At 62.0% G+C, this 25,654-nt stretch carries 24 protein-coding genes and 1 tRNA gene; 7 read left to right on the top strand and 18 right to left on the bottom strand.

What is annotated here, in order from left to right:
* Positions 1-9 precede the first annotated feature (9 nt).
* From KF885_11260 to KF885_11245, 4 genes are read right to left on the bottom strand one after another with little or no spacing between them, the layout of a single operon-like run.
* Complete coding sequence (locus tag KF885_11260; protein ID MBX3049735.1) at positions 10-957, bottom strand: aldo/keto reductase; 948 nt, start codon at positions 955-957, stop codon at positions 10-12.
* A gap of 57 nt (positions 958-1,014) precedes the next feature.
* Positions 1,015-1,779: a hypothetical protein gene (locus tag KF885_11255; GenBank protein ID MBX3049734.1), complete on the bottom strand. Its 765-nt coding sequence runs from the start codon at positions 1,777-1,779 to the stop codon at positions 1,015-1,017.
* Positions 1,776-2,147, bottom strand: coding sequence for a hypothetical protein (locus tag KF885_11250; protein MBX3049733.1), 372 nt, complete (start codon positions 2,145-2,147; stop codon positions 1,776-1,778). Before KF885_11250 ends, KF885_11255 begins: the two co-directional genes overlap by 4 nt.
* A gap of 35 nt (positions 2,148-2,182) precedes the next feature.
* Positions 2,183-3,310 carry an alanine--glyoxylate aminotransferase family protein gene (locus KF885_11245; GenBank protein MBX3049732.1) on the bottom strand — a complete coding sequence of 376 codons (1,128 nt, stop codon included), beginning with the start codon at positions 3,308-3,310 and terminating at the stop codon, positions 2,183-2,185.
* Positions 3,311-3,389: 79 nt separating this feature from the next.
* Here KF885_11245 and KF885_11240 point away from each other — a divergent pair, with 79 nt between their 5' ends.
* Positions 3,390-5,687: a transglycosylase domain-containing protein gene (locus KF885_11240; protein ID MBX3049731.1), complete on the top strand. Its 2,298-nt coding sequence runs from the start codon at positions 3,390-3,392 to the stop codon at positions 5,685-5,687.
* Here the strand turns inward: KF885_11240 and KF885_11235 are convergent.
* From KF885_11235 to KF885_11180, 12 genes are all read right to left on the bottom strand, one after another.
* A complete protein-coding gene (locus tag KF885_11235) occupies positions 5,684-6,304 on the bottom strand; it encodes a hypothetical protein (protein ID MBX3049730.1) in 621 nt (206 codons plus the stop codon). The two genes, KF885_11240 and KF885_11235, sit on opposite strands and share 4 nt — an antisense overlap.
* Positions 6,301-6,906, bottom strand: a complete 606-nt coding sequence (locus KF885_11230; protein ID MBX3049729.1) for a sigma-70 family RNA polymerase sigma factor — start codon at positions 6,904-6,906, stop codon at positions 6,301-6,303. Before KF885_11230 ends, KF885_11235 begins: the two co-directional genes overlap by 4 nt.
* Complete coding sequence (locus KF885_11225) at positions 6,899-7,291, bottom strand: DUF3054 family protein (GenBank protein ID MBX3049728.1); 393 nt, start codon at positions 7,289-7,291, stop codon at positions 6,899-6,901. Before KF885_11225 ends, KF885_11230 begins: the two co-directional genes overlap by 8 nt.
* Before the next feature lie 48 nt (positions 7,292-7,339).
* Complete coding sequence (locus KF885_11220) at positions 7,340-9,700, bottom strand: tetratricopeptide repeat protein (protein ID MBX3049727.1); 2,361 nt, start codon at positions 9,698-9,700, stop codon at positions 7,340-7,342.
* 39 nt (positions 9,701-9,739) lie between these two features.
* Positions 9,740-12,565 carry a DNA polymerase I gene (gene polA, locus KF885_11215; GenBank protein ID MBX3049726.1) on the bottom strand — a complete coding sequence of 942 codons (2,826 nt, stop codon included), beginning with the start codon at positions 12,563-12,565 and terminating at the stop codon, positions 9,740-9,742.
* A 63-nt stretch (positions 12,566-12,628) separates the two neighbouring features.
* Complete coding sequence (gene metE / locus KF885_11210) at positions 12,629-14,908, bottom strand: 5-methyltetrahydropteroyltriglutamate--homocysteine S-methyltransferase (protein MBX3049725.1); 2,280 nt, start codon at positions 14,906-14,908, stop codon at positions 12,629-12,631.
* A gap of 364 nt (positions 14,909-15,272) precedes the next feature.
* Complete coding sequence (locus KF885_11205) at positions 15,273-16,589, bottom strand: transposase (protein ID MBX3049724.1); 1,317 nt, start codon at positions 16,587-16,589, stop codon at positions 15,273-15,275.
* A gap of 36 nt (positions 16,590-16,625) precedes the next feature.
* Positions 16,626-16,808 (bottom strand): hypothetical protein, encoded by a 183-nt coding sequence (locus tag KF885_11200; GenBank protein ID MBX3049723.1) that lies wholly within the window; start codon positions 16,806-16,808, stop codon positions 16,626-16,628.
* Positions 16,805-18,085 carry an AI-2E family transporter gene (locus tag KF885_11195; protein ID MBX3049722.1) on the bottom strand — a complete coding sequence of 427 codons (1,281 nt, stop codon included), beginning with the start codon at positions 18,083-18,085 and terminating at the stop codon, positions 16,805-16,807. The genes KF885_11200 and KF885_11195 overlap by 4 nt, the downstream gene beginning before the upstream one ends.
* A 68-nt stretch (positions 18,086-18,153) precedes the next feature.
* The gene (locus tag KF885_11190) at positions 18,154-19,626 is read right to left on the bottom strand and encodes an LCP family protein (GenBank protein ID MBX3049721.1); all 1,473 of its coding nucleotides are present in this window, start codon (positions 19,624-19,626) and stop codon (positions 18,154-18,156) included.
* Positions 19,627-19,731: 105 nt separating this feature from the next.
* Positions 19,732-20,562: an NAD+ synthase gene (locus KF885_11185; protein ID MBX3049720.1), complete on the bottom strand. Its 831-nt coding sequence runs from the start codon at positions 20,560-20,562 to the stop codon at positions 19,732-19,734.
* Positions 20,546-21,415 (bottom strand): hypothetical protein, encoded by an 870-nt coding sequence (locus KF885_11180; protein ID MBX3049719.1) that lies wholly within the window; start codon positions 21,413-21,415, stop codon positions 20,546-20,548. Before KF885_11180 ends, KF885_11185 begins: the two co-directional genes overlap by 17 nt.
* A gap of 94 nt (positions 21,416-21,509) precedes the next feature.
* Here KF885_11180 and KF885_11175 point away from each other — a divergent pair, with 94 nt between their 5' ends.
* Positions 21,510-21,986, top strand: a complete 477-nt coding sequence (locus tag KF885_11175) for a GNAT family N-acetyltransferase (GenBank protein MBX3049718.1) — start codon at positions 21,510-21,512, stop codon at positions 21,984-21,986.
* 79 nt (positions 21,987-22,065) lie between these two features.
* Here KF885_11175 and folP read toward each other — a convergent pair whose 3' ends face one another.
* Together folP and folK are read right to left on the bottom strand one after the other, a co-directional pair.
* Positions 22,066-22,941: a dihydropteroate synthase gene (gene folP, locus KF885_11170; GenBank protein ID MBX3049717.1), complete on the bottom strand. Its 876-nt coding sequence runs from the start codon at positions 22,939-22,941 to the stop codon at positions 22,066-22,068.
* Positions 22,938-23,441, bottom strand: coding sequence for a 2-amino-4-hydroxy-6-hydroxymethyldihydropteridine diphosphokinase (folK, locus tag KF885_11165; GenBank protein MBX3049716.1), 504 nt, complete (start codon positions 23,439-23,441; stop codon positions 22,938-22,940). Before folK ends, folP begins: the two co-directional genes overlap by 4 nt.
* A gap of 56 nt (positions 23,442-23,497) precedes the next feature.
* On the opposite strand from folK, the gene KF885_11160 reads away from it, so the two are divergent.
* The 5 genes from KF885_11160 (at position 23,498) to KF885_11140 (ending at position 25,654) form a co-directional block, all read left to right on the top strand.
* A tRNA-Ser gene (locus tag KF885_11160) sits at positions 23,498-23,584 on the top strand.
* 164 nt (positions 23,585-23,748) lie between these two features.
* Positions 23,749-24,108 (top strand): winged helix-turn-helix transcriptional regulator, encoded by a 360-nt coding sequence (locus tag KF885_11155; protein MBX3049715.1) that lies wholly within the window; start codon positions 23,749-23,751, stop codon positions 24,106-24,108.
* 8 nt (positions 24,109-24,116) lie between these two features.
* A complete protein-coding gene (locus KF885_11150) occupies positions 24,117-24,602 on the top strand; it encodes a VOC family protein (GenBank protein MBX3049714.1) in 486 nt (161 codons plus the stop codon).
* A gap of 40 nt (positions 24,603-24,642) precedes the next feature.
* Positions 24,643-25,125 (top strand): SRPBCC family protein, encoded by a 483-nt coding sequence (locus KF885_11145; GenBank protein MBX3049713.1) that lies wholly within the window; start codon positions 24,643-24,645, stop codon positions 25,123-25,125.
* A gap of 25 nt (positions 25,126-25,150) precedes the next feature.
* Complete coding sequence (locus KF885_11140) at positions 25,151-25,654, top strand: SRPBCC domain-containing protein (GenBank protein ID MBX3049712.1); 504 nt, start codon at positions 25,151-25,153, stop codon at positions 25,652-25,654.

Raw genomic sequence — 25,654 nt, 5'->3', positions numbered from 1 at the left:
CGCTCTTTTTTAGCTCGGCTTGCTTTTGCCTAAAATCTCGTCCGCCCGGGCCAGCTCCTCGCTGCTCAGGATCCATTCAGCGGCTTTAGCGTTGGCTTGCACATGCTCCGGCTTGGTGGCGCCAGAGATGACGCTGCTCACCTGGGGCTGCGCCAGCAGCCAGGCATGCGCCAGTTCATTTAGGTGGCGGCCATTTTCTTTGGCCAGGGCCTCCAGCTGTTCGACGATCGTGTAGTTTTCGGCAGTCATGTAGCGCTGCACATAGGGGCTTTCTTCGCCGCGCGAGCCCTTGGGGGCCTCCTGGTCCCGGCGATACTTGCCGGTCAGGAAGCCGCCGGCCAGCGGGAAGTAAGGCAGCATGCCGATGTTGAAGTAGGCGCAGGCTGGCTGCAGCTCGGCTTCGACTTCACGATGTAGCATGTGGTAGTGCGGCTGGATGGAGACGAACTGCGTCCAGCCCTGCAGTTCTGCCACGGCATTGGCGTGGGTCAGCTGCCAGGGGGTAAAGTTCGAAGCCCCAATGTAACGCACCTTGCCTGCGCGCAGCAGGTCTTCCAGGGTGCGCAGGGTTTCTTCGATGGGCGTTTCCGCATCCCAGGTATGCATCTGATACAGGTCAATGTGATCCGTGCCCAGACGACGCAGACTGGCTTCGACCGCATCCAGCAGGTGCTGGCGGGAGGTGCCGCGGTCGTTGGGGCCATCGCCCATCGGGTGGCGCGCTTTGGTGGCGATCAGCGCTTGTTTGCGCACGTCTTTGACGGCCGCGCCGATCGCTTCTTCAGAGCGCCCCTCGCGGTAAATGTCGGCGGTGTCGATAAAATTAATCCCTGCATCCAGGGCTGCGTGGATGATGGTGGCGGCGCCTTTGGCGTCCACTTTGCCGCCAAACTGGTTGGTGCCCAGGCCAATCGCCGAAACACGCAAACCACTTTTGCCTAAGTGACGATATTCCATATCAACCTTTCTCGTGAAAATAAAAGCTGACTGGTATTGTATTTGCTTTGTCAGGAATTAGGGAATTGCGTGGAAGATGAGCTGCCAGCTGCCCCAGGCTGGCTCGCCTTCGGCGGTTTGGCAGGCGGCCGCCTGGATGGCGCCCATCATCTCGGTGTCTTGAATGGAAAGGGTGTAAACCTCGCCGGGGGTAATCTCGGCCTCGGCATACCCGGGGCCTTCGGAGGGGTGATTGCCCGTGGTCAGTTCGGCGTGATCTTCGGACGATTGCAGCTGCATGCGCACGCCGGCTTCCGGCAGATTTTGCGCATTGAACAGGTAGACGCGCACTTCAGGGGCGTCGCTGGCTGCGCCACAGATCAGCTGTTGGCTGTCCAGCGAGTAGCGCGCCCCTTCTCCGGCTGTGTCCACGGGCGAGCCCACCTCCGCGCTGCCCGGGGTATTGACCGCCTCCAGGGTGGCTTGCTGGCTGCTGAGCATGCTGCCCAGCTCGGCCGCCAGGCCGGCCAGCGCCCGCGCTTCGCGCTGGGTGGCACTGTTGGCCAGCGCGGTCTGTGCCTGGCTGGTCAGCGCCCGCACCGGGTCGGCATCTCCCAACAGGTTTAGCCGGGCCTGGGCACGCCCCATATCGCCGCTGGCCGCGTAGGCCAGCGCCACCATCAGTCGGTACTGCTCCTTGTCCTCAACGCTCAGGCTGCTGGGGCCAACACTGCTCACCCGCACCGGCCAGACCAGCCAGGCCAGCACCAAGCCCAGCAACAGGCCAAACACCAGGCCAGTGATCAGGTAGAGCGGAGGTTTGCGTTCTGGGGTACGAATCATGGTTCCGCGGTGGCGAAGTTGGGGTCAAAGGACAGCAGGCCGCTTTGCAAGGCCAGCAATAAATCCAGGTCGCGGCTGGAGTAACCATTTTCCTCGCCGAACTTTAGGGCATCGCTGGCCATGCCGTAGGGGTTATACGGTTCGCCATCGGTGGCCAGTAAGCCCAGCTGGCTGATTGCACGCTGGGCGTCGCCGTCTGTGCCGTAGGCTTCGGCCACCATCAGGATGTAGTCTGACTGAAAATCCGCACGCAGCATGTTGGGCGGCGCATCCTGCGCCGACACCGGACGCTGCGACCAGCCCTGGTAGACAGCAAACACAAAGCCAGTCAGGATGGTCAGGCCGAACAGAGCGTAACGGATGTTCATCGCTTCAACAGATGCAAGATTGAAGCCAGTCTGCCTTAGGCTGAGAGGATCTCACGCAGGGCGGCCAGCACCAGGCTGACGTATTTGCGCTGGCTGCTGTGGCCCATCAGGCCAATGCGCCAGATCTGTCCCTTCAGCTGGCCCAAACCAGCGCCAATTTCAATGCCATATTCATTCAGCAGGCTGTTCTTGACGTGGTCGTGGCTGGCGGAGGGCGGCACGCGTACGGAAGTGACTGTGGCCAGGCGGTCTTCCCGCGCCACCAGCATCTCCATGTCCAACGCTTCCAGGCCGCTCCATAGGGTTTCGGCGTTGTGCTGGTGGCGGGCATAGCGGGCTTCCAGGCCCTCATCCAGCGCCAGGCGCAAGGCTTCATGCAGGGCGTAGTTCAGCTGCACCGGCGCGGTGTGGTGATAGGTGCGTTCGCCGCCCCAGTACTTTTGCACTTCGCCCAGCGAGAGGTACCAGTTGCCCACCTGCGTCTTGCGCTTGGCCAGGGCTTCTTCGGCGCGCGGACCGATGGTGATAGGCGCCAGGCCCGGTGAGGCGGAGAGCGCCTTTTGTGAGCCGCTGAAGGCTACGTCCACATCCCAGGCATCTGTTTCGACGGGCACGCCACCTAGGCTGGCTACGGTGTCCAGGATGAACAAAGCGCCGTGCTGGTGGGCGGCGGCCGCCAGCTCAGCAATCTGCGGTTGGCGCACGCCGGAGGAGGTCTCGCCGTGCACGACGGCCAGGAACTTGTACTTGTGCTTGCCGAGAGCGGTTTTCACTTCATCCAAATCCAGCGCTTGGCCCCAGGGGACTTCCAAGCGGTGCACTTCAGCGCCGTAGCGTTCAGCCATGGCCACCATGCGCTCGCCAAAATAGCCGATCACGCCGATCAGGACGCGGTCACCCGGTTCAATAAAGTTTGAGAGCGCCGCTTCCATGCCGGCGCTGCCTGTGCCGGAGACCGGAATGGTCAGGCGGTTCTTGGTTTGAAAAAGCTCGCGCAGCATGCCCTGAACTTCGTCCATCACCTGCAAAAAGATCGGATCCAGGTGGCCGATCACCGGCATGGCCAGGGCTTGGGACACGCTCGGCGGCATATTGCTTGGGCCTGGGCCCAGCAGAATGCGTTCGGGGACATTAAAGGCGCTGTGCAGCTTTTTCTCGCTCAAGATAGGCTCCTAATCAAGGTGTTCTCCACAGTGTACCACCGGCCCGCGCAGGCGGCTGCGAGCAAGTAGAATCAGGCGCATGTCCCGGCTGATCGAGACCTACGCGCTGCTCAAGCGCCGCCAGCGACGGCGGGCCGCCCGCCGTCGCAGCCTGCCGCAGCGCCTGTTGAGGGTTGGCGCCGTCTTGCTGGGGGCGCTCAGCCTGCTGGCCGCGCTAGCGGCTTTGGCCGCCTGGCCGCTGTTCCAGTGGCTGGCGGCCGGCATGCCGCCGGTGACGCGCCTGGCAGATCTAATGGACGCGCAGACCGGCGAGCTGCTGCAGCCCACCTACATCTATGATCGCACGGGCGCCGAGGTCTGGGCGGCGTTGCAGCCGCCCGGCGTGACACGCCAGTTCACCAGCTCCCCAAACCCTTACCTGGCGCAGGCGTTTGTGGCCAGCCAGCAGCCGGACTATTGGCAGGCGGGCGAACGCCCATTGTGGCTGCTGGATGAACGCCCCGGCGGTATTGCCGAAAACCTGGCGGCCAAACTGCTCTTGGCAGAGCAAGCCGATGGTTGGGCCAAGACCCTGCGGGCGCGCCTGCTGGCCAACGAAGCTTTGAGCCGCTTTGGGCCGCAGCAAATTCTGGTCTGGGCCTTGGACAGCGCCGACTTTGGCTACTGGACCTTTGGCCAGGAGAGTGCCGCCCAGCTCTATTTTGGCAAACCGGCTGGGCAGCTAACACTGGGGCAGGCGGCTCTGCTGGCTGCCGTGGCCCAGGCGCCGGCGCTCAACCCCTTTGATGCGCCAGAGCTGGCCCGCGCCTATCAGCGGCTGGTGTTGACCACTATGCTGGACCAGGACATGATCTCGCCGGCCGAATTTGATACGGCCTTTGCCGAAGACCTGCAGTTGGCCGCCATGCCGGCTGGGCTGCAGCGCCCCAACAGTTTTCTGGAGTTGCTGGTATCGCAGCTGGAAGCTGAACTGGGCTATGCGCGTTTGCACGCCGGCGGGCTGCGTGTCACCAGCACCTTGGATGCGGCCCTGCAGCAGGAAATTGAGGGTCTGGGCGGCACGCTTGGGGAAGTGGCCGTGCTGGATCCGATAAACGGCCAGGTGCTGGCTCTGCATGGCGCCGGCCGCGCACACCCGGCGGCCGAGATGCTGCTGCCCTTCTCTTATTTGGAAGTGTTTGCCATGGGATACAGTCCGGCCTCGCTGGTCTGGGACCTGCCGGCAGGAGACGAGTTTGAAACCGAGGAGTACCTCGGCCCCACCACGCTGCGGGCGGCTTTGGCGGCCGGCTTGCTGAGACCGGTGCAGCCCCTGCTGGACCCGCTGGGTTCAACACGCGCCGCCGAAGACCTGGCCGCTTTTGGCTGGCAGCCAGAGCAGGATGCGACGACCATCGATGTGGCCGCGGCCTATGGCGTGCTGGCCGCCCGCGGTCTGCGCGCCGGACAGGGCGACCCAACAGACCTGCAGCTCAGCACTGTGCTGTTCGTGGTCGACGCGCAAAACCGAGTGCTGCTCAATTGGACTGTGCCGCAATTCGGCACAGTCACCAGCGTGGAATTGGCCTACCTGGTGAGCGATGTGCTGGCAGACGCCAGCCAACGCCCGCCGGAACAACAGCTGGCGGTGGAGCGCCCGCTGGCATTTTTCTCTGCCGGGGATTGGGCGCAGGGTTACTCCCCCCAGCGCGTGGTGGCGGTGTGGGGGGATGCGCCGGTGGCGGTATTGGCTGCGGCTTACGATGCCGCCCATCGTGATTTGCCGCTGCGCGCCTGGGAGGCGCCAGCCAGCCTGGTGGCCGTCACCGTCTGCGTGCCTTCCGGCCAACTGCCGGACGAAGATTGCCCCCAACGTCGCCGGGAGCTGTTCCTACCCGGTACGCAGCCCACTGTGGTGGATACGCTGTTCGAGCGAGTGGCGCTCAGCGGCCTGAACGGCCAGCTGGCCACGGTATTCACGCCGCAAGAGTTTGTGCGCCAGCAGCTGTTCCTGCGCCTGCCGGAGGCGGCCAAGGCCTGGGCCAACGCCGCTGGCGTTTCGCAGCCGCCGGAACGCTTCGATACACTTTCGCCGCTTAACCTCCAAGCGACGCCCAGCCGCATTGCCCGGCCAGAAGCCTTTGCCGTGGTTGGCGGCGCGCTGACCCTATTAGCCGAGTTGGATGAGGCCGCCGAGTTCTACGACATTCAAGTGGGGCAGGGGCTTTGGCCGGACGAGTGGATCTCTCTGGCCGAGGGCCGCAAGGGCTCCGCATCCCAGGTGCGAGCTGCCTGGGATACAAGCGGCCTGTCCGGCCTGTGGGCCATTCAGCTGCAGACCTGGGATGCGGAGGGCGTCTTGCAGCGCACGTACAGCGTCGTCACGATTGAAAATTAGCGGTCAGGCAGCTTGCGCCACTGCTGCCAAGCCATCCAGCTGCTGAAGGCGACGACCACAACCAGACCCCACACCAATTGCTCAGGGCTGAGCGTGATCTGGGTGGGCATTTTGCTGGCAGGGCTGCTGCGCAGGGCTTCATCTTCCATGGCCAGGTCAGCTTCTTCGGGGACGATTTCGCTGGCCGCTGCGCCAGCAGCATCTTCCGCCGTGGCCGATTCTTCGACCGCCATCTCCAGCATGTAAGCCTGCGGAGCCTCATCGGCCATGGTTGCCATCATGGGCGTGGCCGCGCCGTCCAAGAATTGGCCGGCCATCACCGCCACCAGTATCACGCTGGCGGCGGCCGAGACCAGCCGCCACAGCCCAAAGCTGCTCGTGGCTGGGCGCAGCTTGGCCGCCAGGGCGGCCGGGATGGTGAAACCACGCGGGCGGCGGCGCTGGGGCGCGGCGCGCAGCATACTGCGCGTCTGCTCCAGTTGGCGCAGAGCAGCGTTCAGCCCGGTTTCATTCGCTAGACGCGTTTGCAGGCGGGCCTGGTCTGGCCCGTCCAGTGCACCATCCAAATAGGCGGAGAGCGCCTCCCAGTCGTAGGGGGAAAGCTTGTAATTCGTCATGCTTCTTCCGCTTTAAGACGAAAACGGTCGGGCAAGAGTTCCGCAAATCCCTGCAGGCAACTCTGCATGCGCGTGCGGGCCCGCGCCAGGCGGCTTTTGACCGTGCCGACGGGGCGCTTCATGATCTGCGCGGCTTCCGAATAATCCAGGCCCTGCACGTCCACCAGCACCACTGCGCTGCGGAAATCATCGTCCAGCTCTTTCAAGCAGCGTTGAATGGCGGCCGCCAGTTCGGCGCGTTCGCTGAGCTCTTGCGGGCCGGCGCTCGGGTCCGCCAGCCAGGCTGGCTCGGCGTTGTCTTCGCCATCCAGGTTTTCGGGTTCAAGTTCGGTTTGCGGGCGGCGCTTTTGGCGGCGCAATTCGTCGTAGCTGCCATTGACCACAATGCGCAGCAGCCAGGCCTTGAAAGAGCCGCCGCGGAAGCGGTCCAGGTGGCGGTAGGCAGCAATAAAGGCTTCCTGGGTGGCATCCGCTGCGCTGGCGTCTTCACCCAGTAAGCGGTAAGCCACATTGAAGGCCATGTCCTGGTAGTGCAGCACCAGACGGTTGAAAGCATCCAGATCGCCCTGCTGGGCGGCCTGGATCAGGGCGATCTCATCCACGGTCTAGCCACAAACGCCCTACGGTGGCAATGTATAAGCTGCGGGTGATCAGTAAGGCCCCAGCCAGTACCAAGCCCATGATCAGAGCAAAGAGCGGGGTGAAGGGAATGTCCAACCACAATGCGCGCAGCGCGGCGGCGGGCACGGCAGCCAGCAGTGCCGCCAGCGGCACGCGCCACAGCTGCTTCCATTGCCCGGCCACGGATGGGCGATATAGGCGCAGCGCAACCGCGGCGCTGACCCAGGCCAGCAGGAAAGGCAGAAAGGTGTAGGGCAGGCGGTCCATCAGGATCGCATCCAGGCTGTGGAACTTCAGCCCAATGTAGGTGACCAGGAAGATGGCCAGAGCGTCATCTGTCAGCAAGAGGAAAAGTGGGAGTGCCATAGGCTGGTTGTACCACAAAGCCTTAATTTGCAGATGCGGGTTTTAGAGCTATTTGCTCAGTCGTTTCAGGAAACTCTGGTAGCGTTCGGCATTGGGCGGGTTAAGCGCCAGGATGGCGCGCACGGCATTCAGCGCGCCTTGACGGTCGCCCTTTTGCACCAGCAGTTCGCCCAGTTTGTTCCACTGGCTAATGGCCGCATCACGCTGGCCCTGCTGCTGGTAGGCTTCAGCCAGGCGGCGGCGCGCCAGCACATAATTGCCATTTTCATCCGCCAGCGCGCTGAGGAAGCTGATGGCATCCTGCTCGCGGCTGCGGCTGCTTAGCAGCGAGAGATAGTTCTCCAACTCCGTGTTGGCTTTGGCCTCCTGCCCTAGGCGCAGGTTCAGCTGCACCAGGTTCTGGCGGGCGGTGGCGTCTTCAGGCGCCACAGTGCGCAGCTGCTCATAGACGCGCAGAGCCTTGCGCCAATCCAGGCGCTGCAGGTCAATATCGGCGATCTGGTGCAGGATCTGCGCATTCCAGTTGGGGTCTACTTCCACGCCCTGCGAGAGGCGCAGCGCCTTCTCGTAAGTTTCGCGCGCCTGGGCCAGCTGCGCCTGGCGATAATACACGTCGGCCAGCTCCACGGTTTCACGCACGGCTTCTTTTTTCTCGCCCAGGGCGTGCAGCCGTTCCACCAGATGCGTGCGGGCCGAGACATCCAGCGGGGACATTTGCACGATGCGGCGATAGACCTGAGTGGCGCGGTCGTTCTCGCCGCGCGCTGAATAGACGCGCGCCACGGTGGCCAGCTTCTGTACGGCGCGTTCCGGGTGCTCATTCATAAAGAGCAACTCGCCCATGTGCATGTGCAGCGGCAAATAGGTGGGCGAAAATTCCAAGGCGGTGAAGGCTTCTTCCATGGCGGCACGGAAGTGGCCCTGGCGCGAAATGCGGCTGATCTGGGCCAGCGCGTCCACCAGACGGCCGCTGTTGGCCGAGGTGAGGATGTCCGCCACGGGGCGCGGGGCAGACCCTTCTGCCTGGCCCGGCAATTGCCCGCGGGCTTCATTGACCCCGGTGCGCCAACCAGGACGTAAAAGCAAATGGCGAATGTTAGCGCACAGCTGCTGAATGGCGGCATCGTCCGGGTTCTGCTCAGCAGCGGCCAGCAGAGGCTCGTACTGCTGGCGCAGCGCCTCGCTTTTTTCCGGGGCGATGACCGAGGCGTCTGCTTCGCGCAGGGCTTGTAAATACTCCAGCACTGCCGCCTTGGACTGCTCCCTGGCTTGCAGGTCTTCCGCCAAAAGCAGATGGCCGGCCAGGGCGTAATCTGCATGCGTCACGGCTTTTTGGACATGCGGCAGGGCTGCGTCCCACTTGCCCTGGTCACGCAGCAACAAACCGAGCACAAAATGGGCGGCGGCATGCTCCAAGCCGGCCTGAATGGCGGCTTCAAATTGCTTGGCGGCTTCCTCGGGCTGTTTTTGGGTCTCCAGTTGGATGGCCTGGTTGAGGTGGCGCACGATCGCTTTTTCGTCAAAGCCGCGCGCCAGCAAACCATCAGAGACGACTTTGGCGATGGAGCGCAGGCCGCCGCTCTTGGGCTCCACCTCCACTTTGCCCGCCGGGGTCAGGTCGAAGAGCATGGCCGCCAGAGTTTGCAGGGCCTTCTCGGTAGCCTCTTGCAGGGGGTCTGGCCCGTCTTCCAGTTCCAATTGCGCCATAGGCTTGCCATTAGCCGGGCTGTTGTTGCCCAGGCGGCCGGTGCCGGGCGCAAGCCGCAGAGGGCCGCTAATGCTGCCCTGGCGGGCCGGCTTGGGCAGCGGCTTGTTGGCCTGCAGCATGGCGGCGGCCTGCTGAGCTTCGATGCTCTTGGGGTTCAGATGCAGGGCGTGCTCGCCGGTCTTGCGGGCTTCGTCCAGCCGCCCGGCCCGCTGCATCAGGGCGGCCACGGCGATGTGTTCACTGATGGCTTGCGGGGTGCGCCCCAGCTTTTCGTAGACCAGCGCTAGATGGGCGTGGGCATCCAAATTGTCGGGATCCAGGCTGATTGCCCGGCCCCAGTTGTTTATGGCTTTGTCGGCATCCCGCAGGCGCAAATACAGCTCTGCGGCGCGCATGGAATACTGCACCGACTCTTTGGTGCGGCCGGTCTGTTTATAGATCCAGGCCACTTTTTCCGCGGGCAACGGGTCTTCGGGGGAGAGGCGCGCCGCCCGGCGGTAGAGCTGCAAGGCCTCATCCAAGTGTCCCAGCTCCAGGTGGGCCAGGGCCAGGCTGTTGAGCATGGGTGGATTGTCCGGGAATTCGTTCATCGCCCGGGTGTAGTGCTCCACCGCTTCTTGCCAGCGGTTTTCCCAGGCCGCGGAATGGCCCAGGTTCATCGCCTCTCGGAAGCTGTCTTCGTTGCCGCGCAGTACGGTCATCTTCTTAGGAATGCTCCGCCAAAAAGTCTAGCACACTCATCAGGAGCTGGGAGAGGCCAGGGGGATGTTTTCCATCTGGCCCCAGTTCTTGCCCCATTTGGCGTCGGCTGCCAATGGCACTTTCAACGTATAGGCGGCCGTCATCTCGGCCGTCACCAAGCGGGCGGTTTCCTCCAGCTCGCTCTCAGGCACCTCAAGCACCAGCTCGTCGTGCACTTGCAGCAGCATGCCGCCGGCCAGCCCGGCCGCCGGCAGGGCGGCTGCCACGCGCAGCATGGCCAGCTTCATAATATCTGCGGCCGTGCCCTGAATGGGGCTGTTGATCGCTTCACGTTCCAGACGGCTGCGCAAGACATAGTTGGTGCCGTCTTTGAGGCCGGGGAAATAGCGCCGGCGGCCCAGCAGTGTTTCGACATAGCCGGTTTCACGCGCCTGGGCTTTGGTGTTGTCGATATAGGCTTTGACCTTGGGGAAGCGTTCGAAATAGCCTTTGACGAAATCTTCCGCCTCAGCCAGGGTCAGATCGGTGCTGCGGGTCAGGCCAAAGGGGCTCATGCCGTAGATCAGGCCGAAGTTGACCGCCTTGGCGTTGCGCCGGGCGCTCCCGCTGACCTGCTCCAGTTCCAGCCCCAGAATGGCGGCGGCAGTGGTGACGTGGATGTCTTGCCCGGCGCGGAAGGCGTCCAGCATGGCTTCATCATCGGCAATGTGGGCGACGATGCGCAGCTCGATCTGCGAATAGTCCACACTGAGCAGCACATGGCCCGGGGCGGCAATGAAGGCGCGGCGCACGCGGCGGCCGAGGTCGGTGCGGATGGGGATGTTCTGCAAATTGGGTTCGCTGGAGGCGATGCGCCCGGTGACCGTGCCGGTTTGGTTGTAAGAGGTATGCACCCGGCCTGTTTGGGCATTGACTTCGTTGGGCAGGGCATCCAGATAGGTGGACTTGAGCTTGGAGAGCTCGCGATAGTCAAGCAAAGTGGGCACGATGGGATGTTTGTCGCGCAGGCTGTCCAGGATGTCCGCCGCGGTGGAATACGAACCGGTGGCGGTTTTGCGCACGCCGCGGGGCGGTTCGATCTGCAGGCGGTCAAAAAGCGCATGGGCCAGCTGCTGTGGCGAATTGAGGTTGATCTCTTCACCAATATGCTGGTAGACCGAGGTGGCCATTTCGCCCATCTGGGCTTCCAGCTCGGAAGACATGCTTTGCAGGAAGGGAATATCCAGCAAAATGCCGCGTTGTTCCATAGCGGTCAAGACAGGCACCAGCGGCATCTCGATCTGGTCCAGCAGCTTGTGCGATTGCAGCTCGTCCAAGCGGGCTTCCAGCACCGGCATCAGGCGCAGCACCACCTCGGCGTCGGCGGCGGCGTAGGGGCCGGCCTTCTCGATGGGTACTTGTGCCATGGTGATCTGCTTGCGGCCGCTGCCCAACAGTTCACTGATCTCAGTCATTTCCAAGTTGAGACGCACCCAGGCCAGGTTCTTTAGCCCCAGGTTGCGCGAGCCCGGGTCGGCCAGCCATTCGGCGATCATACTGTCGAAGGCCAACGGGGTCACCGGCACGCCGTAACGCGCCAGCACCACCGTGTCAAAGCTCAGGTTGTGGCCTACTTTGGGGATCTTGGGGTCGCTGAGCGGGCCGCGCACTGCCTCCAGCACCTCTTCCAGCGCCAGCTGCTGCTCGCCCAGGCGCAGTTCGTGGCCCACGGGCACATAGTAGCCATGTTTGGGCTGCACGGCGAAAGACAGGCCGACCAGTTCGCAGCTCATGTGTTGCGTGCCGGTGGTCTCGGTGTCGAACGAGATCAGCTTGGCGGTGCGCAGCGTCTCAACCAGCTCGGCCAGCTTTCCCGGCGTGTCCACGATGGTGGCGGTGGAATCCAGCCGCTTGGAATAGTCTGCGGCGCTTTCGTCGGCGAACAGGCCCAGCTGCTGGCCGCTGGTGGGAGAGCTGGGCGGCGGGGCCACGCCCAAAATTTCCATGACTTTGTTCAGGCGGCCCATCAGGGCGCGGAATTCCAATTGCTGGAAAATGGGCTCGACCTCTTTGGGGCGCAATTCGCTGGTGCGGGCGTCCTCTGGGTCAAAGTCAATCTCCAGGTCGGTGACGATGCGGGCCAACTTGTAGCTCAGGTCGGCCTTCTCGCGGTTCTCTTCCAGCTTCTTGCGCTGGGCAGGTTTGAGTTCGTCCAGATGGGCGTAAATGCCCTCCAGGGTCTTGTACTGGTTCAGCAGGTCGGCGGCGCTTTTTTCGCCGATGCCCGGCACGCCGGGAATATTGTCGGACTTGTCGCCCACCAGGGCTTTGAAGTCCACCACTTGTTCTGGCAGTACGCCCAGGTAGTCCTGCACATCCTTCTCGTAATAATCCTTGGAGTCCGACAGCGATTTGCCGGGCAGGCTGACGATCACGCGTGGCGAAACCAACTGCAGCAGGTCTTTGTCGCCGGTGATGATCTTGACGCCGATGCCCTGCTCGGACACTTTACGGGCCACGCTGCCCAAAATATCGTCGGCCTCGTAGTTGTCCAGCTCCAGACGCGGGATATTGAAAGCGTCCACCAATTCGCGGATGCGGTCGATTTGGGCGCGCAGGTCATCCGGCATCTTCTCACGGGTGGCCTTGTAGTCGGCGAATAAATCATCGCGGAAAGTGCGTCCGCGGTCAAAAGCCACGGCCATGTAATCCGGGCGGTCCTGCTCCAGAATGCGCAGCAGTACTGAAGTAAAGCCGAACACGCCTGCAGTGGGTTCGCCCTTGGAGGTCGTCCAACGGTCTCCCCCGGCGCCCGCACCGGTTAGGGCGAAGTAAGTGCGGTAAGCCAGGGCGTGGCCGTCGATTAGATACAGCGTGGCAGGCATGCCAGCGATTGTACTCGCTTTGGCCTGCCCGCCACGCTGGGCGTGTTCGGTGGGCCGCCGCGGTCAGCCCAGCTTGGCGCGCAGCGCCCGCGCCGCTGCCACCATACCGCGCAGGGCCGGCTCGACTTCGGCCCAGCCGCGGGTCTTCAGGCCGCAGTCCGGGTTGACCCAGAGCTGTTCGCGGCGGATGACCTTGAGCGCGTTCTCCAGCAGGCTCTGCATGTCGGCCTGGTTGGGCACCAACGGTGAGTGGATGTCGTACACGCCAGGGCCAATGTCGTTGTGGTAGGCGTAACGTTCAAAGGCGTCCAGCAACTCCATCTTGGAGCGCGAGGCCTCGATGGAGATCACATCCGCATCCATATGGGCAATCGCGTCGAAGATGTCGTTGAACTCCGCATAGCACATGTGCGTGTGGATCTGGGTTTCGTCCTGAACCCCAGTCGAGGCGAGCAGGAAGGCGTCCACGGCCCACTTGAGATAGGCGGCCCAGTCCTCTCGGCGCAGCGGCATGCCTTCGCGGAAGGCCGGCTCGTCGATCTGGATGATGCGGATGCCGTTGGCCTCCAGGTCTTGTACCTCATCGCGGATCGCCAAGGCAATTTGCTGGCAGGTCTCGGCGCGCGGCTGGTCGTTGCGCACAAAAGACCATTGCAGGATGGTCACCGGCCCGGTGAGCATACCCTTCATGGGCTTGTTGGTCAGCGACTGGGCGAAGACCGACCAATCCACCGTCATGGCCTGCGGGCGAGTGACATCGCCGTAGATGATCGGCGGGCGCACGCCGCGCGAGCCGTAGCTCTGCACCCAGCCGTGCTGGGTGAAAGCGAAGCCCTGCAGCTGCTCGCCGAAGTATTCCACCATGTCGGTGCGCTCGAACTCGCCGTGCACCAACACGTCCAGGCCGATCTCTTCCTGGAAGCGGATCGTGCGCTTGGTTTCCTCGCGCAGGAAGTCTTCATACTGCTCCTTGGAAATCTCGCCCTTGCGGAAGGCGGCGCGCTTGGCGCGCACTTCCTTGGTTTGCGGGAAGGAGCCGATGGTGGTGGTGGGGAAGGGGGGCAGGCCAAAACTGCCGTCCTGCACTGCCTTACGTTGGGCGTGCGGTTGCTGGCGTTGCAGCATGGTGGGGGTGATGGCGGCCATACGCTGGCGCACGGCCGGGTCGTGGGTGCGGGCTGACTTGGCCCGGCCTTCCAGCGCCTTGCGGCTTTCAAGCAAACCCTCGTCGGAGCCGCTCTCCAAGGCCTGTTTCAGAGTGGCCAGTTCAGCGATCTTTTGCTTGGCAAAGGCCAGCCAGGAACGCAGCTCGGCGTCCAGCTTGGTCTCCAGGTCGAGGTCGTACGGGCTGAAGAGCAGCGAGCAGGATGGGGCGATGAGCACCCGCTGCGGCCCTAGGGCTTCGGCAGCCTGTTTGACTTTGGCCAGCGCGGTATCCAGGTCTGTGCGCCACACATTGCGCCCATCCACCACACCGACGGAGAGCCAACTCTCGGCCGGCAGGGCGGCCAGCGTGGGTTCGAGTTGCTCAGGGGCGCGCACCAGGTCAATATGCAGGCCGGCTGCGCCCAGGCTAACTGCCAGGTCGAGGTTGTCGCGCAGGCCCTCGAAGTAGGTGGTCAGCATCAGCTTGGGATGGGCGGGCGCGACCAATTCGGCATAGGCAGCTTGGTAACCGGCAGCCTGCTTTTCGCTGAGGTCTTGGGCCAGGCAAGGCTCGTCGATCTGCACCCATTCGGCGCCGGCCTCAGCCAGCAGGCCCAGGATGGCTTGGTAAACCGGCAGCAGGGCGGGGAGCAGGTCCAGCGGATCGCCGCCCTCGGCCGTACTCTTGCCCAGGCCGAGGAAGGAGACCGGCCCCAGCAGCACGGGGCGGGTGCGGATGCCGAGATCCAGCGCTTCTTTGAATTCGGCCAACGCTTTGTTGTGGGTGAGCTTGAACTTCTGCTCCGGCTCGAACTCCGGCACGATGTAGTGATAGTTGCTGTCGAACCATTTGGTCATCTCCATGGCGGGTACATCGCCGCCGGCGGTTTTGCCGCCCCGGGCCATGGCGAAGTAGGTCTGCAAGCTCACCTGCTCGCCGGTCCACTGGTAGCGAGCCGGCACGGCGCCGACCATGGCGGCGGTATCCAGCACCTGATCGTAGGGCGAGAAGTCGTTGGAGGGGATGAAGTCGATGCCAGCGGCTTGCTGCAGCTGCCAGTTTTGGCGGCGCAGATCGGCGCAGGCGGCTAGGAAGCCGGCCTCATCCAGCTTGCCTTTCCAGAAGCTTTCCAGGGTGGTCTTGAGTTCACGTTTTGCGCCGAAGCGCGGATATCCGAGATTTGCGGTGAGGGTCATGGCTATTTGTCCTTTATTCAAAGTTGCGGTACGGGCAGCGGGCGATCACCCCGCTCAATCGATTTTTTGATTTGATTGGCGTTGAATGCTACTTTTGCGTTTGGTGACAGTGATACGCATGGTTGCCTTCCTGAACAAAAAACCACCCGGCGGGGCCAGGTGGTTGTAGGTCAAGCGAACCAGGGCTTGGCGCGAGCCGGTGCGGGTCCATCGGGACGCATAACCTGGGATCGGACTGTGACCGTTGCGCGACAGTGCCGGAATTTCACCGGACTTCACCAAGTTAACCGCAGTGGGGAAATGTAAAAATCAGTATAGCACAAATCGACCTGTGCTAACAAATTTGACGGCAGATATGGGGGGGTTACACGTTGAGACCCTGACGGGTGCGGGTTTTGCGAATGAACTCACGCAGGGTTTGTTCGTCCAGGCGGCCGCCGGTGACCAGATAACCCGGCGCCCAGAATTCACCCGAGGGGTTGTCTTGCGCCAGGCGCGGGAATTCGGCAAAGATACGCCCGGATAGATGCTGGTCCATGATGCGGGCCACTACCTCGGGCGGCTTGTCGGCTGCCAGGCGCACGGACCATTGCAGGGCGGCTTCATTCAAGCTCAGGGTTTCCAGCTGCCAGGCAAAGGCCAGGCACAGTTCCGGCAACCATTCGGAGAGGCGCTGCGCAAGGTCGCCTTCCAGGCGGTGCCGGGGCAGGCGCGGGATCAGCGCGAAGCTGTAGCTCAAGCTGGGTTGCTGCAAGTTGTCGGTGACCAGCTTGAGCGGCTTGCCGGCTGGTTCTGACGCCGCATGCGCAGCGCTGGGGGGCTGCATCTCTTCCGTAAAGTCGCGGCTGGATGGAGTGGAGCGGCTGGCTGGCTCAGCACTATCCCTGTGCAGGGCGGCCTGCGGTTGGCTGACCAACGCCCGGGCGGCTTCTGCGACCTGGGCGCGCATTTTGCTGAGCGGCGCCTGGGCGTCAAAAGCCAGCGCCAGGCTGAAGTTGGCGCCCAACGGTGTTCCGTAGAGCATGTAATCCGCCCCAGTGGCTTGCAAGTGTACAAAACGCGCCAGATCGGCTTCGCCGCCGGCAGCCACAGCCGTGGCCAGTTCTTCGGCTGCCGAGCGCGGCAGCTCGCCGGCGTAGGCCCACAGCTGCCCCTCGCGCACGATCAGCGCGGCATGCGAAGCGGTTTCCAGGGAAAGCCGCGCTAAATAGCTGGCGGCTTCGGAGACGTTGTCCAGCCAGGCCGGTGCGGGCAGCGGCTCACGGGCAGCACTCCTCAAGCGCGGGGCGGGGTCGCCGTAGCTGTGACGCTCAGCGGCGGGTTCCAGGGGGCCGAAGAGCTCTTCCACCGCGCTGAGTAAGTCGGGCAGATAGAAGGGGCTGGGCAGCACGCGTTCGGCGCCCAGCGCGGCCAGGTCCGGGTCGGCTGGCTTGCCCTCATCGGGGATGAGGATAAGCTTGGCCAGTGGCGCGCGGTTGCGTAGCGCTTGCACGGCCTGCGCTTCCAACCCGCTGGCTGCATCCAGCACCAGCAGGTTGACCTGCGGGTCAGCCTGCTGGGAGGCGGCAGCCAGGGAGCGCGCCAAAACAGGCTGGTAGGCGCCGGTGTCTTCCAACACCTGCCCAATCAGCCCGGCAAACGCCTGGTCTGCGCTCAGAATGAGCGCTTTTTTCTGTTTCATTGCCATTCCCCGAAGGGAAATCAGTATACAGGAGTTTTACTTCACCGCGCTCATCAGTTTAACGAACTCCTGCCACTCCTCCATGAAGAAGTGCAGGGTCACGTTGTTAATCTCAAGGTGATAGGTTTCCTCGTTATCCGGCTCTACGGTCTTCCAAATGATGTAGTTCTCGGTCTCCGCCAAAGTGGTGGAGTGAATATCGTTGTTGTTCTCGCTCATTTCTTCTTCGTCCTTTTTTCTAGTTGGTTGAAAAACGCCAAGACACGCTGCTTTGCCTGGCTGGCCAGGTTGCGCAGATACTTGCTCAAGGGAAGTTCCTGTTTGCCGCGCTTTTCAGGCTCTGGCCAGGGGTCCAGGTCCAGAATCTTGCGCATGATGAAGCGGGCGATCAGTTGCAGGCTAGCCAGCACTGGAGCAGCCAGGATCAGGCCGACAAAGCCGAGCAGATTGGCGGCCAGCAGGGCGGTAACCAGGACTGCGGCGGGGTGCACGCCCAGCGCGCTGCCAAGGAAGCGGGGCGTCACCAGGTTGTCGAAGACCATATCCATCAGGAAAGCCGGGATGGTGGCGACTAGCATGTAGTTGGTGCCGGGATCGATCCCCAGGTAGTTCTCGGGTTGAAAGAAGGCCACCAAAGCCGTAGTGACGTACATGGCGAAGGAGCCAATGTAAGGCACAAACTTGGCCAGGCCGGTGATCAGCGCCAGGGCCAGCGCGTAGCGTACGCCCAACACGCTCATCAAGGTGAATGAGCTGATGATGATGATGCCGACCAGCATCAGCTGGCCGCGCAGGAAGGCGTTCCAGGTCCGTGAGATCTCACGGCCGATGCGGCGAATATCGTTGTCATGCCCTGGCAGGTCCGCGCCGCGCAGCAGGTTGGGTGCATCCCCCGCTTCCGAAAGGATCATGTATGTCAAGATAAAGATGAACAGGAACCAGCCCAGAGTGGCGATGGTGGACGTAGCCACCGCGCCCAGCAGGCTGCCGGCCTGCCCCAAGGCGGGCTGCACCGTGGAAATGACTTCCTGGCCCAAGCGGGCAAAGTCCAGATTGAAGCCCTCGATCAGGCTTTGTTCCAGTCCGCTAAAGTCCAGCGAGAAGGGACCGAGCACCACGGGCGCCTCGCCCAGGTTGTGCAGCAGTTCGGGCAATTGCTGCACGTAGCCCTCCACCACCTTGACCAGATTGGCCATTTGCTCGACGATGACCACGCCGGCCATGGTCAGCAACCAGCCCAAAAGCACGATAAAGACCACAAAGACGATATTGACTGCCGCGCGCCAAGAGAGGCGGCTATTGGCTGTTAGCCGGCTGACCAGCGGATGCAGTAAATAGCTGAAGATGAATGCGGAGAGGATCGGGCCGAGGAAGCCGCTAAAGCGCACCACAAAAGTGCCCACAATCGCCACCAGCGTTAAGCCAGCGATCAGCTTAGTGGTGGAATTCCACCGCGGCGATTTTTCTGTGGGGCTAGCTTTTAAGGTTTTTGGCATCTCGACCTGCTGTGATTCTAATCCAACCCACGAAAAAAACGCCCAGCCATTTGGCTGGGCGTTGCAGACTATTGAGCCGGCACCACCCATTCAGGGCCGAGCACCACTTCTACATCGACTGCGCTGTTGGGGTCGTAGCGGCTGTAAATGCGGGCCGAGTTGACGCCCATCAATGTCGCCAGATATTGCACCGTATAGGGGTTGCCCGTGTAATCGTAAATCAGGGTGCCCCCGACATTGTCGGCGCTGTTCACGCTAGAGATCAGCATGCCGCGCGCCTCCAGGTAGGCTTTGGTGCTTTCCGCCAAGCCGCCTTGGCCGGAGCCGTTGAAAATTGAGACCTGAGCGGCTTCCATCTTCATCAGATCGGTGGCCTCGCTGCTGGCGGCCAGCGGGCTGCGCACCGTGCCGGCCGAGAAGATCTCGTCACGCAGCAAGCGGATGTTTTGCGAGACAGGCTTCAAGATCGAGAGGCCATCTGGCGAGTTGCTAATGGTGACGTAATCCTTGCCAATGCAGCCGGCTGCCTGGCAGGCGTTGGGGCCGAGCACACCGCGGCGGATGTTTTCGACCTTGACGTCCTTCACCGACCAGGCCAGGCTAAGCGCCTCTTCAATGCCCATGTTGGTGTTGATGCCGTTGGAGAGTTCGTTGTAGATGTTCAGTAGATTATTGAGTACCACGGCGCGCACATCGTCGCGGGCCAACTGTTCACGCATGGCCAGGATGACTTCTTGCTGGCGGCTGGAGCGGTCAAAGTCGCCGTCGCCGCTGTGGCGGGCGCGTGCATAGGCCAATGCCAGTTGGCCGTTCAGTACCTGGCGACCGCTGGGGATTAGCGTACAACCTCCTGGCGGGCAGTTGGTGCGCTGGTCGCCGATGACTTCTACGCGAGTGTCCGACGGAATATCCATCTTGACGCCGCCAATAATGTCGATGAAGCGCTCGAAAGCGACAAAGTCAATCTGAGCGTAATAATTTATGGTGATGCCCAGCAACTGCTCTACGGTCTTTACTGCTAGGCCGGCGCCACCGCCCGGAAGGCGGCTGCCCTCACCGAGGGCGTAGGCGTTGTTGATCTTCTCGTGGCCAAAGCCTGGGATTTCGACCCAGAGGTCACGCGGGACGGAGAGCATGCCGGCGGTGTTGCTGACCGGGTCGTAGGTCAGCACGATCATGGTGTCGGTGCGAGGGGCGCCCTGACCGGCTTCCCAGTCGCGAGCGTCGAGGCCCATCACCAGCACATTGACGCGGCTGGCGCCATCCCAACGCTGTGGCGACACGTAAGAGAAGATGTTCTGGGCTTGCACAGCCTCTTCCGGCGTTTGCGGATCGCCGTTGTCTGACAGCGCCAAGCCAGGCAGGGTGTGCGAGGGGGCGTGTGCTGTCAAGAAATTGACGTAATTGAACGCCACCACGCTGCTGGCAATGCCCAGCACGAGGAAGAGGATAAACAGGGTTTTGGTGAGGCCATCCAGCGCGCGGAAGCGGTTAGCCCAGCGGCGAAAGAAGCCCTCACGACGAGCAGTTGTAGTTGTCATAGGCAAGCGCAAATTATAGCCATTCCCCTTTGGAATGACATGAGTTTTTCTGATCTCGTGTTTTCACAATATGTAGGATGCAACAAAGGTGCCAACTTGGCGATTCTAAGTGCCCCAATCTCGTAGATACAGGAAATCGTATCCCACCGTGCGGTTGGTTAGCTTGGCGATGGGCGGCATCACGCGTTTGAAGTGGTTGCGGCGTACGCGTTCGATGACGGCTTTCACAAAAGTTTCCTTGAAGCCGGCTTCCACACATTCTGCGGCGGTGTAACGCCGGTCTACCAACAGATAGAGCAGTTTGTCCACTTCTTCATACGTGAAGCCCAGTTCACCTTCGTCCGTTTGACCCAGCCACAGGTCTGCGGAGGGGGGCTTGTTGAGGATCGGTTCGGGTACGCCCATGGTTCGGGACAATTCGCGAATCTGGGTCTTGTATAGGTCGCCATTGGGGTTGAGTGCGTAGGCCGAATCGCCGTAGATGGTGGTGTAGCCGAGCAGGATCTCGGTTTTGTTGCCAGTGCCCAGCACCAGCCCGCCGAAGGCGGCCGACTGGTCATACCAGGTGAGCATGCGCGCCCGAGCCATGGCATTGCCCTTGCGGATGTTGTCGATGTCCGGCTGGCTTTCAAAATAGGGATCCACCATGGCGGTGACGTCGATCGTGGTGCTCTGCACACCCAAAGCGTCGATTACGAGTTGGGCATGGGTGAGCGACTCCGGCGAGGAGGTCTTGTACGGGTTGCGGATGGCCAGCACATTTTCCGGTCCCAGCGCTTCGGCAGCCAGGTAGCAGCTTAGCGCGGAGTCGATGCCGCCGGAAAGGCCCAGCACCACGCGCTGAAAGCCCACCCGGGTGACCTCGCTGCGAATGAAGCCGGTCAGGATGGTGCGCGCCAACTGGGTATTGATGTTCAGATCAATCTCGCCCATCACCGCCGCCAATGTCCTTGTTAATAATGCGGGTCAGCTCACGGTGGGTCAGGGCGGTGCGCTCGTCGCGCAGCAAGGGCAGCCGCGCCCGGGTGCGGTGCAACTCATTCAAGTCCAGTTCCACCTGGGTCAGGGCTTCCTGGTGGTGCGGCCCCTTGGCCAGCAGCTCCCCACTGGGGTCAAAGGCCAATGCACCGCCCCAGTAGTTGATGCCATCTTCAAAGCCAGTGCGGCCGGTTTGGGCCACAAAGCTGGTGAACAGGCTGGCGTACGCCTGGCAGACATGCTCCACCCAGCGGGCGCTTTCCAGGCTGTCGTCGCCATTGATGCCGCGGCCGGGGGAGGCGGAGATGAAATACAGTAAGTCAGCGCCGTCCAGCCACAGCAGATAGGGCGGCGAAGCGTGCCAGAAGTCTTCACAAATCAGCATGCCGACGCGGCCAAAGCGAGTGTCGAAGGCGCGCACACTATCTCCCCAGGCCCAGAAGCGGCCTTCATCAAACAGGCCATAGGTGGGTAAGTACACTTTACGGTGCACATGCACCACTTCGCCGCCGGAGAGGTACGCGGAGGAATTGAAGAAGCGGTGGCGATTGTCCTCTTCAGTGAAGCCGACGATCAGGTCAATGTCTTTGCTGGCTTGCAGCAGGGGTTTGAACACCGGATCGTCCGCCCGCGGGCGGGCCACGACTGTCGGCACCAGGTCTTGCAGCAGGTAGCCCGTGAGGGAAAGCTCTGGGAAGATCAGCAGGTCGGCGCCTTTGGCTTGCTTCACATAATCCAGATGCTTTTCCAGGTTGGCTTGTACTCCGCCAAGCTGGGTGTCAATCTGAGCCAGTGCCAAGTTCAGCTTCACATGCGCCTCACGCGAAAGTGTACCATGTGCACCTTAACGGCTGTGTTCAGCCGGCTGAACACAGCCCTGAGGTATATAATCGCTGCTTCTTGCCATGTCCGCCCCCATGCTCGACCACGGAAAACCGATCGAATATCTGCCCGCCACCTTATGGGACCTGGGCGCAGTGCGCGAGCTGGAGCGCATCAGCTTTGAGTTGGACGCCTGGCCGCTGATCGAGATGATCGGCGTGCTGAGCCTGCCGGGCATTGAGCGCTGGAAAGCCGTCGACAACGACCGTCTGGCGGGCTTTGTAGCGGCCGACCCGAAGCGCGGTGAGCAACTGGCCTGGATCGCCACGATCGCTGTGCATCCGGACTACCGCGGCAGGGGCATCGGCGCTGAGTTGCTGCGCATCGCCGAGGAGCGCTGCGGCATGCCGCGCATGCGCCTGATGGTGCGGGTCAGCAACCACAGCGCCCAGCGACTGTACCAGCGCAGCGGCTATGTGCAAGTCGATGTTTGGCCGCGCTACTACTTTGGGGGAGAGGATGCGCTTGTTATGGAAAAGATTCTCCGCCCTAAGCTGTAAGCCATAAGCTTTAGCTGATGGCATATGGCTTAGTCGGCTTGAGCTGCAAGCCGCCAGCTTACGGCCTAGAGCTTATAGCTTAGGGCTGCCTCACGATTGCATCGGTCATGCGCGCCACGCGCACCAAGGCTTGGACATCATGCACTCGGATAATGTCTGCGCCGCGGGTGATCGCCACTGCGGCAGCGGCGGCGGTGCCCTCGACGCGCTGATCGGGGGGCAGGTCCAGCGTGTAGCCAATGAAAGACTTACGCGAAGGACCGACCAGTACCGGGAAGCCCAGTGCGCAAATCGCATCCGTGCGGTTGAGCAGCTCCAGGTTCTGCTCGCGGGTCTTGCCGAAGCCGATGCCGGGATCCAGGATGATGTGCTCGTCTGGGATACCGGCGGCGCGGGCCAGGGCTACGCTGCCCAGCAGTTCGCTCTTGATGTCTTCCAATAGATTTTCGTATTCCACGCCCACATAGCGGCCACCCAGACGCTCGCGCAGCTCCGCATTTTGCGGATTGCTGCGATTGTGCATCAGAATGATCGGCACATCGTGTGCAGCGGCCAGTGGCCCCAGAGCCGGGTCGGCGCGCAGCCCCCAGACGTCGTTGATCAGGCTGGCGCCGGCATCCAGGGCTGCTGCGGCTGTTTCCGCTTTGTAGGTGTCGATCGAGATGGGGATGTCGGTTTCGGCGGCCAGAGCTTGCACCACGGGCACCACTCGGGCGATCTCCTCGGCAGCGCTGATGGTTTCCGAGCCTGGGCGAGTGCTCTCGCCGCCCACGTCCAACATGTCCACACCGGCTTCAATGAAACCGCGTGCCTGCGCCAACGCCGCCGCCACCGCATCCTCCCCAGCGGCCAAGCCGTCGCCGGAGAAGCTGTCGGGGGTGATGTTGAGGATGCCCATGACATAGGTGCGGCTGCCCCAGTCGAAGGCGTGGCTCCCGATCTGCAGCGATTTCATTGTGGCTCCTCGGGATAGGGGCGGATGCCGGTGGTATCCAGTTGGCTGAGCAGCTCGGCGATGCTGGCTGGCTGGCCCGGGATGCGCAGGTCTGGCGCCAGATCAGCCAATGGCACGAGCACAAAGGCGCGCTCGGCCAGGCCGGGGTGGGGGACTTGCAAGACCCCGGCGGCGGTTTGCACCGTCAGCTGCTGCTGGCCGTACAAGAGCAGGTCGATGTCGATCTCGCGCGGGCCGTTGCGGAAACGCCGCTGGCGGCCAAGCTGCTGCTCGACGCCTTTGAGCGCCGGCAGAAGTTCTTCGGGGTTGAGCTCAGTCTCAGCCTCCACCACCTGGTTGAGGAAGTCGTCCTGCTCGGTGTAGCCCCAGGGGGCGGTTTCATATAATGGCGAGCGGCGCAGCATACGCACCTGCGGCCCCAGCGCGGCACAGGCGGCATCCAGCGCCGCCTGCCGGTCGCCCAGGTTGCTGCCCAAGCCGAGATAGATGGTTGTGCTCATGGCTGCGGATTGTAAACCTTCCTGAGAGACGTGCTATAATTTCGCCGCCCAATCTGGGAGAGGTCGCATAGTCTGGCCTAGTGCGCGCGCTTGGAAAGCGCGTATACCGCAAGGTATCGAGGGTTCGAATCCCTCCCTCTCCGCCTCGTTTTACTTCTAAGTTCTGCATTCATTTGCCTTTCTTCTCACCATAACCCCTAGCTGTAGCTCACTACCAGAAGTCGGAAGCAGAAGCAACTAAACGGCCTTGACATTTTCAGTCATCTCGTGTATATAACTGTACAGTTATATAACTAGTAGGTGAATTATGAGTACAGATGCCCTGACCCTTACGTTCTCCGCTTTAGCAGACCCGACCCGCCGGGCGATCCTGGAACGGCTTTCGCACGGCCAGGCGGCGGTCAACGAACTGGCGGCGCCTTTCGCTATCAGCCAGCCGGCCATCTCCAAGCACCTTAAGGTGCTGGAGAAGGCCGGGCTGATCGCCCGAGGGCGGGACGCCCAGTGGCGCCCCGCCCGCTTGCAGGCTGAGCCGCTGCGCGATGTTTCCCAATGGCTGGAGCGCTACCGCCGCAACTGGGAAGAAAGCTACGATCGCCTGGATGAGTACTTGCAAAAGCTGCAGGCCGACCAGGATGACACCACTTCGCTTGAAAACACCCCTTAGGAGATTCTATGAAATTCAAGATCACCCCCCACCTCTGGTACGACCAGCAAGCCAAGGAAGCGGCTGAGTTCTATTGCTCGGTCTTCCCGAACTCACGGATCACCAATGTCTCCACTCTGTATGGCACTCCTTCCGGAGATTGCGAGATTGTTTCGTTTGAGCTGGACGGCCAGCCTTTCATGGCGATCAGTGCCGGCCCTTTGTTCCAGTTCAACGAGGCGATCTCTTTTCTGGTCAATTGTGAGACCCAGGAAGAGATCGACTACTACTGGGACAAGCTGTCTGCCGTGCCCGAGGCCGAACAGTGCGGCTGGCTGAAGGACAAGTTCGGCCTGTCCTGGCAAATTTCGCCCAGCGCCCTCGATGAGATGCTGCAGACGGCAGACCGTGAGCAGTTGGAGCGGGTGACCCAGGCGTTCTTGCAGATGAAGAAGTTCGACCTGGCTGCCCTGCAGCGCGCCTATGAAGGCATTAAGCATTCCCCTGCGATTTAACTCGCGGCCTGCGAGTCCATTTACCCAACAGGAGCCTGACATGGAAAATGCGAAGAACAAGCTTGAAATGACTCTGACCTCTGACACCGATTTTTTGCTGACGCGTGTCTTGAACGCCCCGCGTGAGCTGGTCTACAAGGTCTACACCGATCCACAAAGTGTGCCGCAATGGTGGGGGCCAGCGGCGGTGACCACGATCGTGGACCAAATGGATGTGCGCCCTGGAGGCCAATGGCGCTACATCCAGCGTGATGCGGATGGCAATGAGTATGCTTTCCGCGGCGAATATCGAGAAGTGACTCCCCCCGAGCGTTTGGTGCATACCTTCGAGTTTGAACCGATGCCCGGGGTTGTGGGGCTGGTCACCACTACGTTCGAGGATCTTGGGGCGCAAACGCGCATTGTGGAAACCAACAGCTTCCCGGATAAAGCCAGCCGCGACGGCATCATCGAATCGGGCATGGAAGAAGGCGCCGCCGAACTGTACGACCGGCTTGAAGCGCTGGTCATGAGTATGCTTTAAATTTTTTTGGCAAAAGGAGATAGAGATGAATGACAAAATGATTATCAAGGCCGAAGGCGCCGAGCTGTACCTGGAACGCACCTTTGCCGCCCCGCGTGAATTGGTTTGGGCGGCCTTTACGGAGTGCGAGCACCTCAAGCACTGGTGGGGGCCGCACGGCTGGGACCTGACCCATTGCGAGATGGACTTTCGCCCTGGCGGCCGCTGGCATTACATGATGAGCGGCCCTGGCGAAGACGGCAAGCCGATGGAATCCTGGGGCTTGGCGGAATACGAGGCCATCTCGGCTCCCGATAGCTTTATGTACAAAGATGCCTTCTCTGACAGTGACGGCAACAAAACCGTCAACATGCCGGTGGCCGATATCACCAATGAGTTCATCGAGGTGGAGGGTGGCACCAAAGTGGTCAGTCGCACGGTATACCCTGCGGCGGAGCATTTGCAGACGATCATTGAGATGGGCGTGGAACAAGGCATTACTGAGACCTGGGACCGCCTGGTCGAGTATTTGAAGACGGCCGGCGAATAG

The organism is Anaerolineales bacterium (assembly GCA_019637805.1).
GTDB lineage: Bacteria > Chloroflexota > Anaerolineae > Anaerolineales > UBA11579 > JAMCZK01.
The sequence above is the reverse complement of the archived record's forward strand: the minus strand, read 5'-3'. Positions and strand labels throughout refer to the sequence as shown.

Bases quoted from the DNA above. Each gene is read 5' to 3' on its own strand.
- KF885_11175 (MBX3049718.1), top strand. From the start codon at position 21,510: ATGTCCGCCCCCATGCTCGACCACGGAAAACCGATCGAATATCTGCCC.
- KF885_11260 (MBX3049735.1), bottom strand. From the start codon at position 957: ATGGAATATCGTCACTTAGGCAAAAGTGGTTTGCGTGTTTCGGCGATT.
- KF885_11205 (MBX3049724.1), bottom strand. From the start codon at position 16,589: ATGAAACAGAAAAAAGCGCTCATTCTGAGCGCAGACCAGGCGTTTGCC.
- KF885_11250 (MBX3049733.1), bottom strand. From the start codon at position 2,147: ATGAACATCCGTTACGCTCTGTTCGGCCTGACCATCCTGACTGGCTTT.
- KF885_11225 (MBX3049728.1), bottom strand. From the start codon at position 7,291: ATGGCACTCCCACTTTTCCTCTTGCTGACAGATGACGCTCTGGCCATC.
- KF885_11195 (MBX3049722.1), bottom strand. From the start codon at position 18,085: ATGCCAAAAACCTTAAAAGCTAGCCCCACAGAAAAATCGCCGCGGTGG.
- KF885_11240 (MBX3049731.1), top strand. From the start codon at position 3,390: ATGTCCCGGCTGATCGAGACCTACGCGCTGCTCAAGCGCCGCCAGCGA.
- KF885_11155 (MBX3049715.1), top strand. From the start codon at position 23,749: ATGAGTACAGATGCCCTGACCCTTACGTTCTCCGCTTTAGCAGACCCG.
- polA (MBX3049726.1), bottom strand. From the start codon at position 12,565: ATGCCTGCCACGCTGTATCTAATCGACGGCCACGCCCTGGCTTACCGC.
- KF885_11255 (MBX3049734.1), bottom strand. From the start codon at position 1,779: ATGATTCGTACCCCAGAACGCAAACCTCCGCTCTACCTGATCACTGGC.
- KF885_11140 (MBX3049712.1), top strand. From the start codon at position 25,151: ATGAATGACAAAATGATTATCAAGGCCGAAGGCGCCGAGCTGTACCTG.
- KF885_11220 (MBX3049727.1), bottom strand. From the start codon at position 9,700: ATGACCGTACTGCGCGGCAACGAAGACAGCTTCCGAGAGGCGATGAAC.
- KF885_11235 (MBX3049730.1), bottom strand. From the start codon at position 6,304: ATGACGAATTACAAGCTTTCCCCCTACGACTGGGAGGCGCTCTCCGCC.
- KF885_11190 (MBX3049721.1), bottom strand. From the start codon at position 19,626: ATGACAACTACAACTGCTCGTCGTGAGGGCTTCTTTCGCCGCTGGGCT.
- KF885_11150 (MBX3049714.1), top strand. From the start codon at position 24,117: ATGAAATTCAAGATCACCCCCCACCTCTGGTACGACCAGCAAGCCAAG.
- folK (MBX3049716.1), bottom strand. From the start codon at position 23,441: ATGAGCACAACCATCTATCTCGGCTTGGGCAGCAACCTGGGCGACCGG.
- folP (MBX3049717.1), bottom strand. From the start codon at position 22,941: ATGAAATCGCTGCAGATCGGGAGCCACGCCTTCGACTGGGGCAGCCGC.
- metE (MBX3049725.1), bottom strand. From the start codon at position 14,908: ATGACCCTCACCGCAAATCTCGGATATCCGCGCTTCGGCGCAAAACGT.
- KF885_11200 (MBX3049723.1), bottom strand. From the start codon at position 16,808: ATGAGCGAGAACAACAACGATATTCACTCCACCACTTTGGCGGAGACC.
- KF885_11145 (MBX3049713.1), top strand. From the start codon at position 24,643: ATGGAAAATGCGAAGAACAAGCTTGAAATGACTCTGACCTCTGACACC.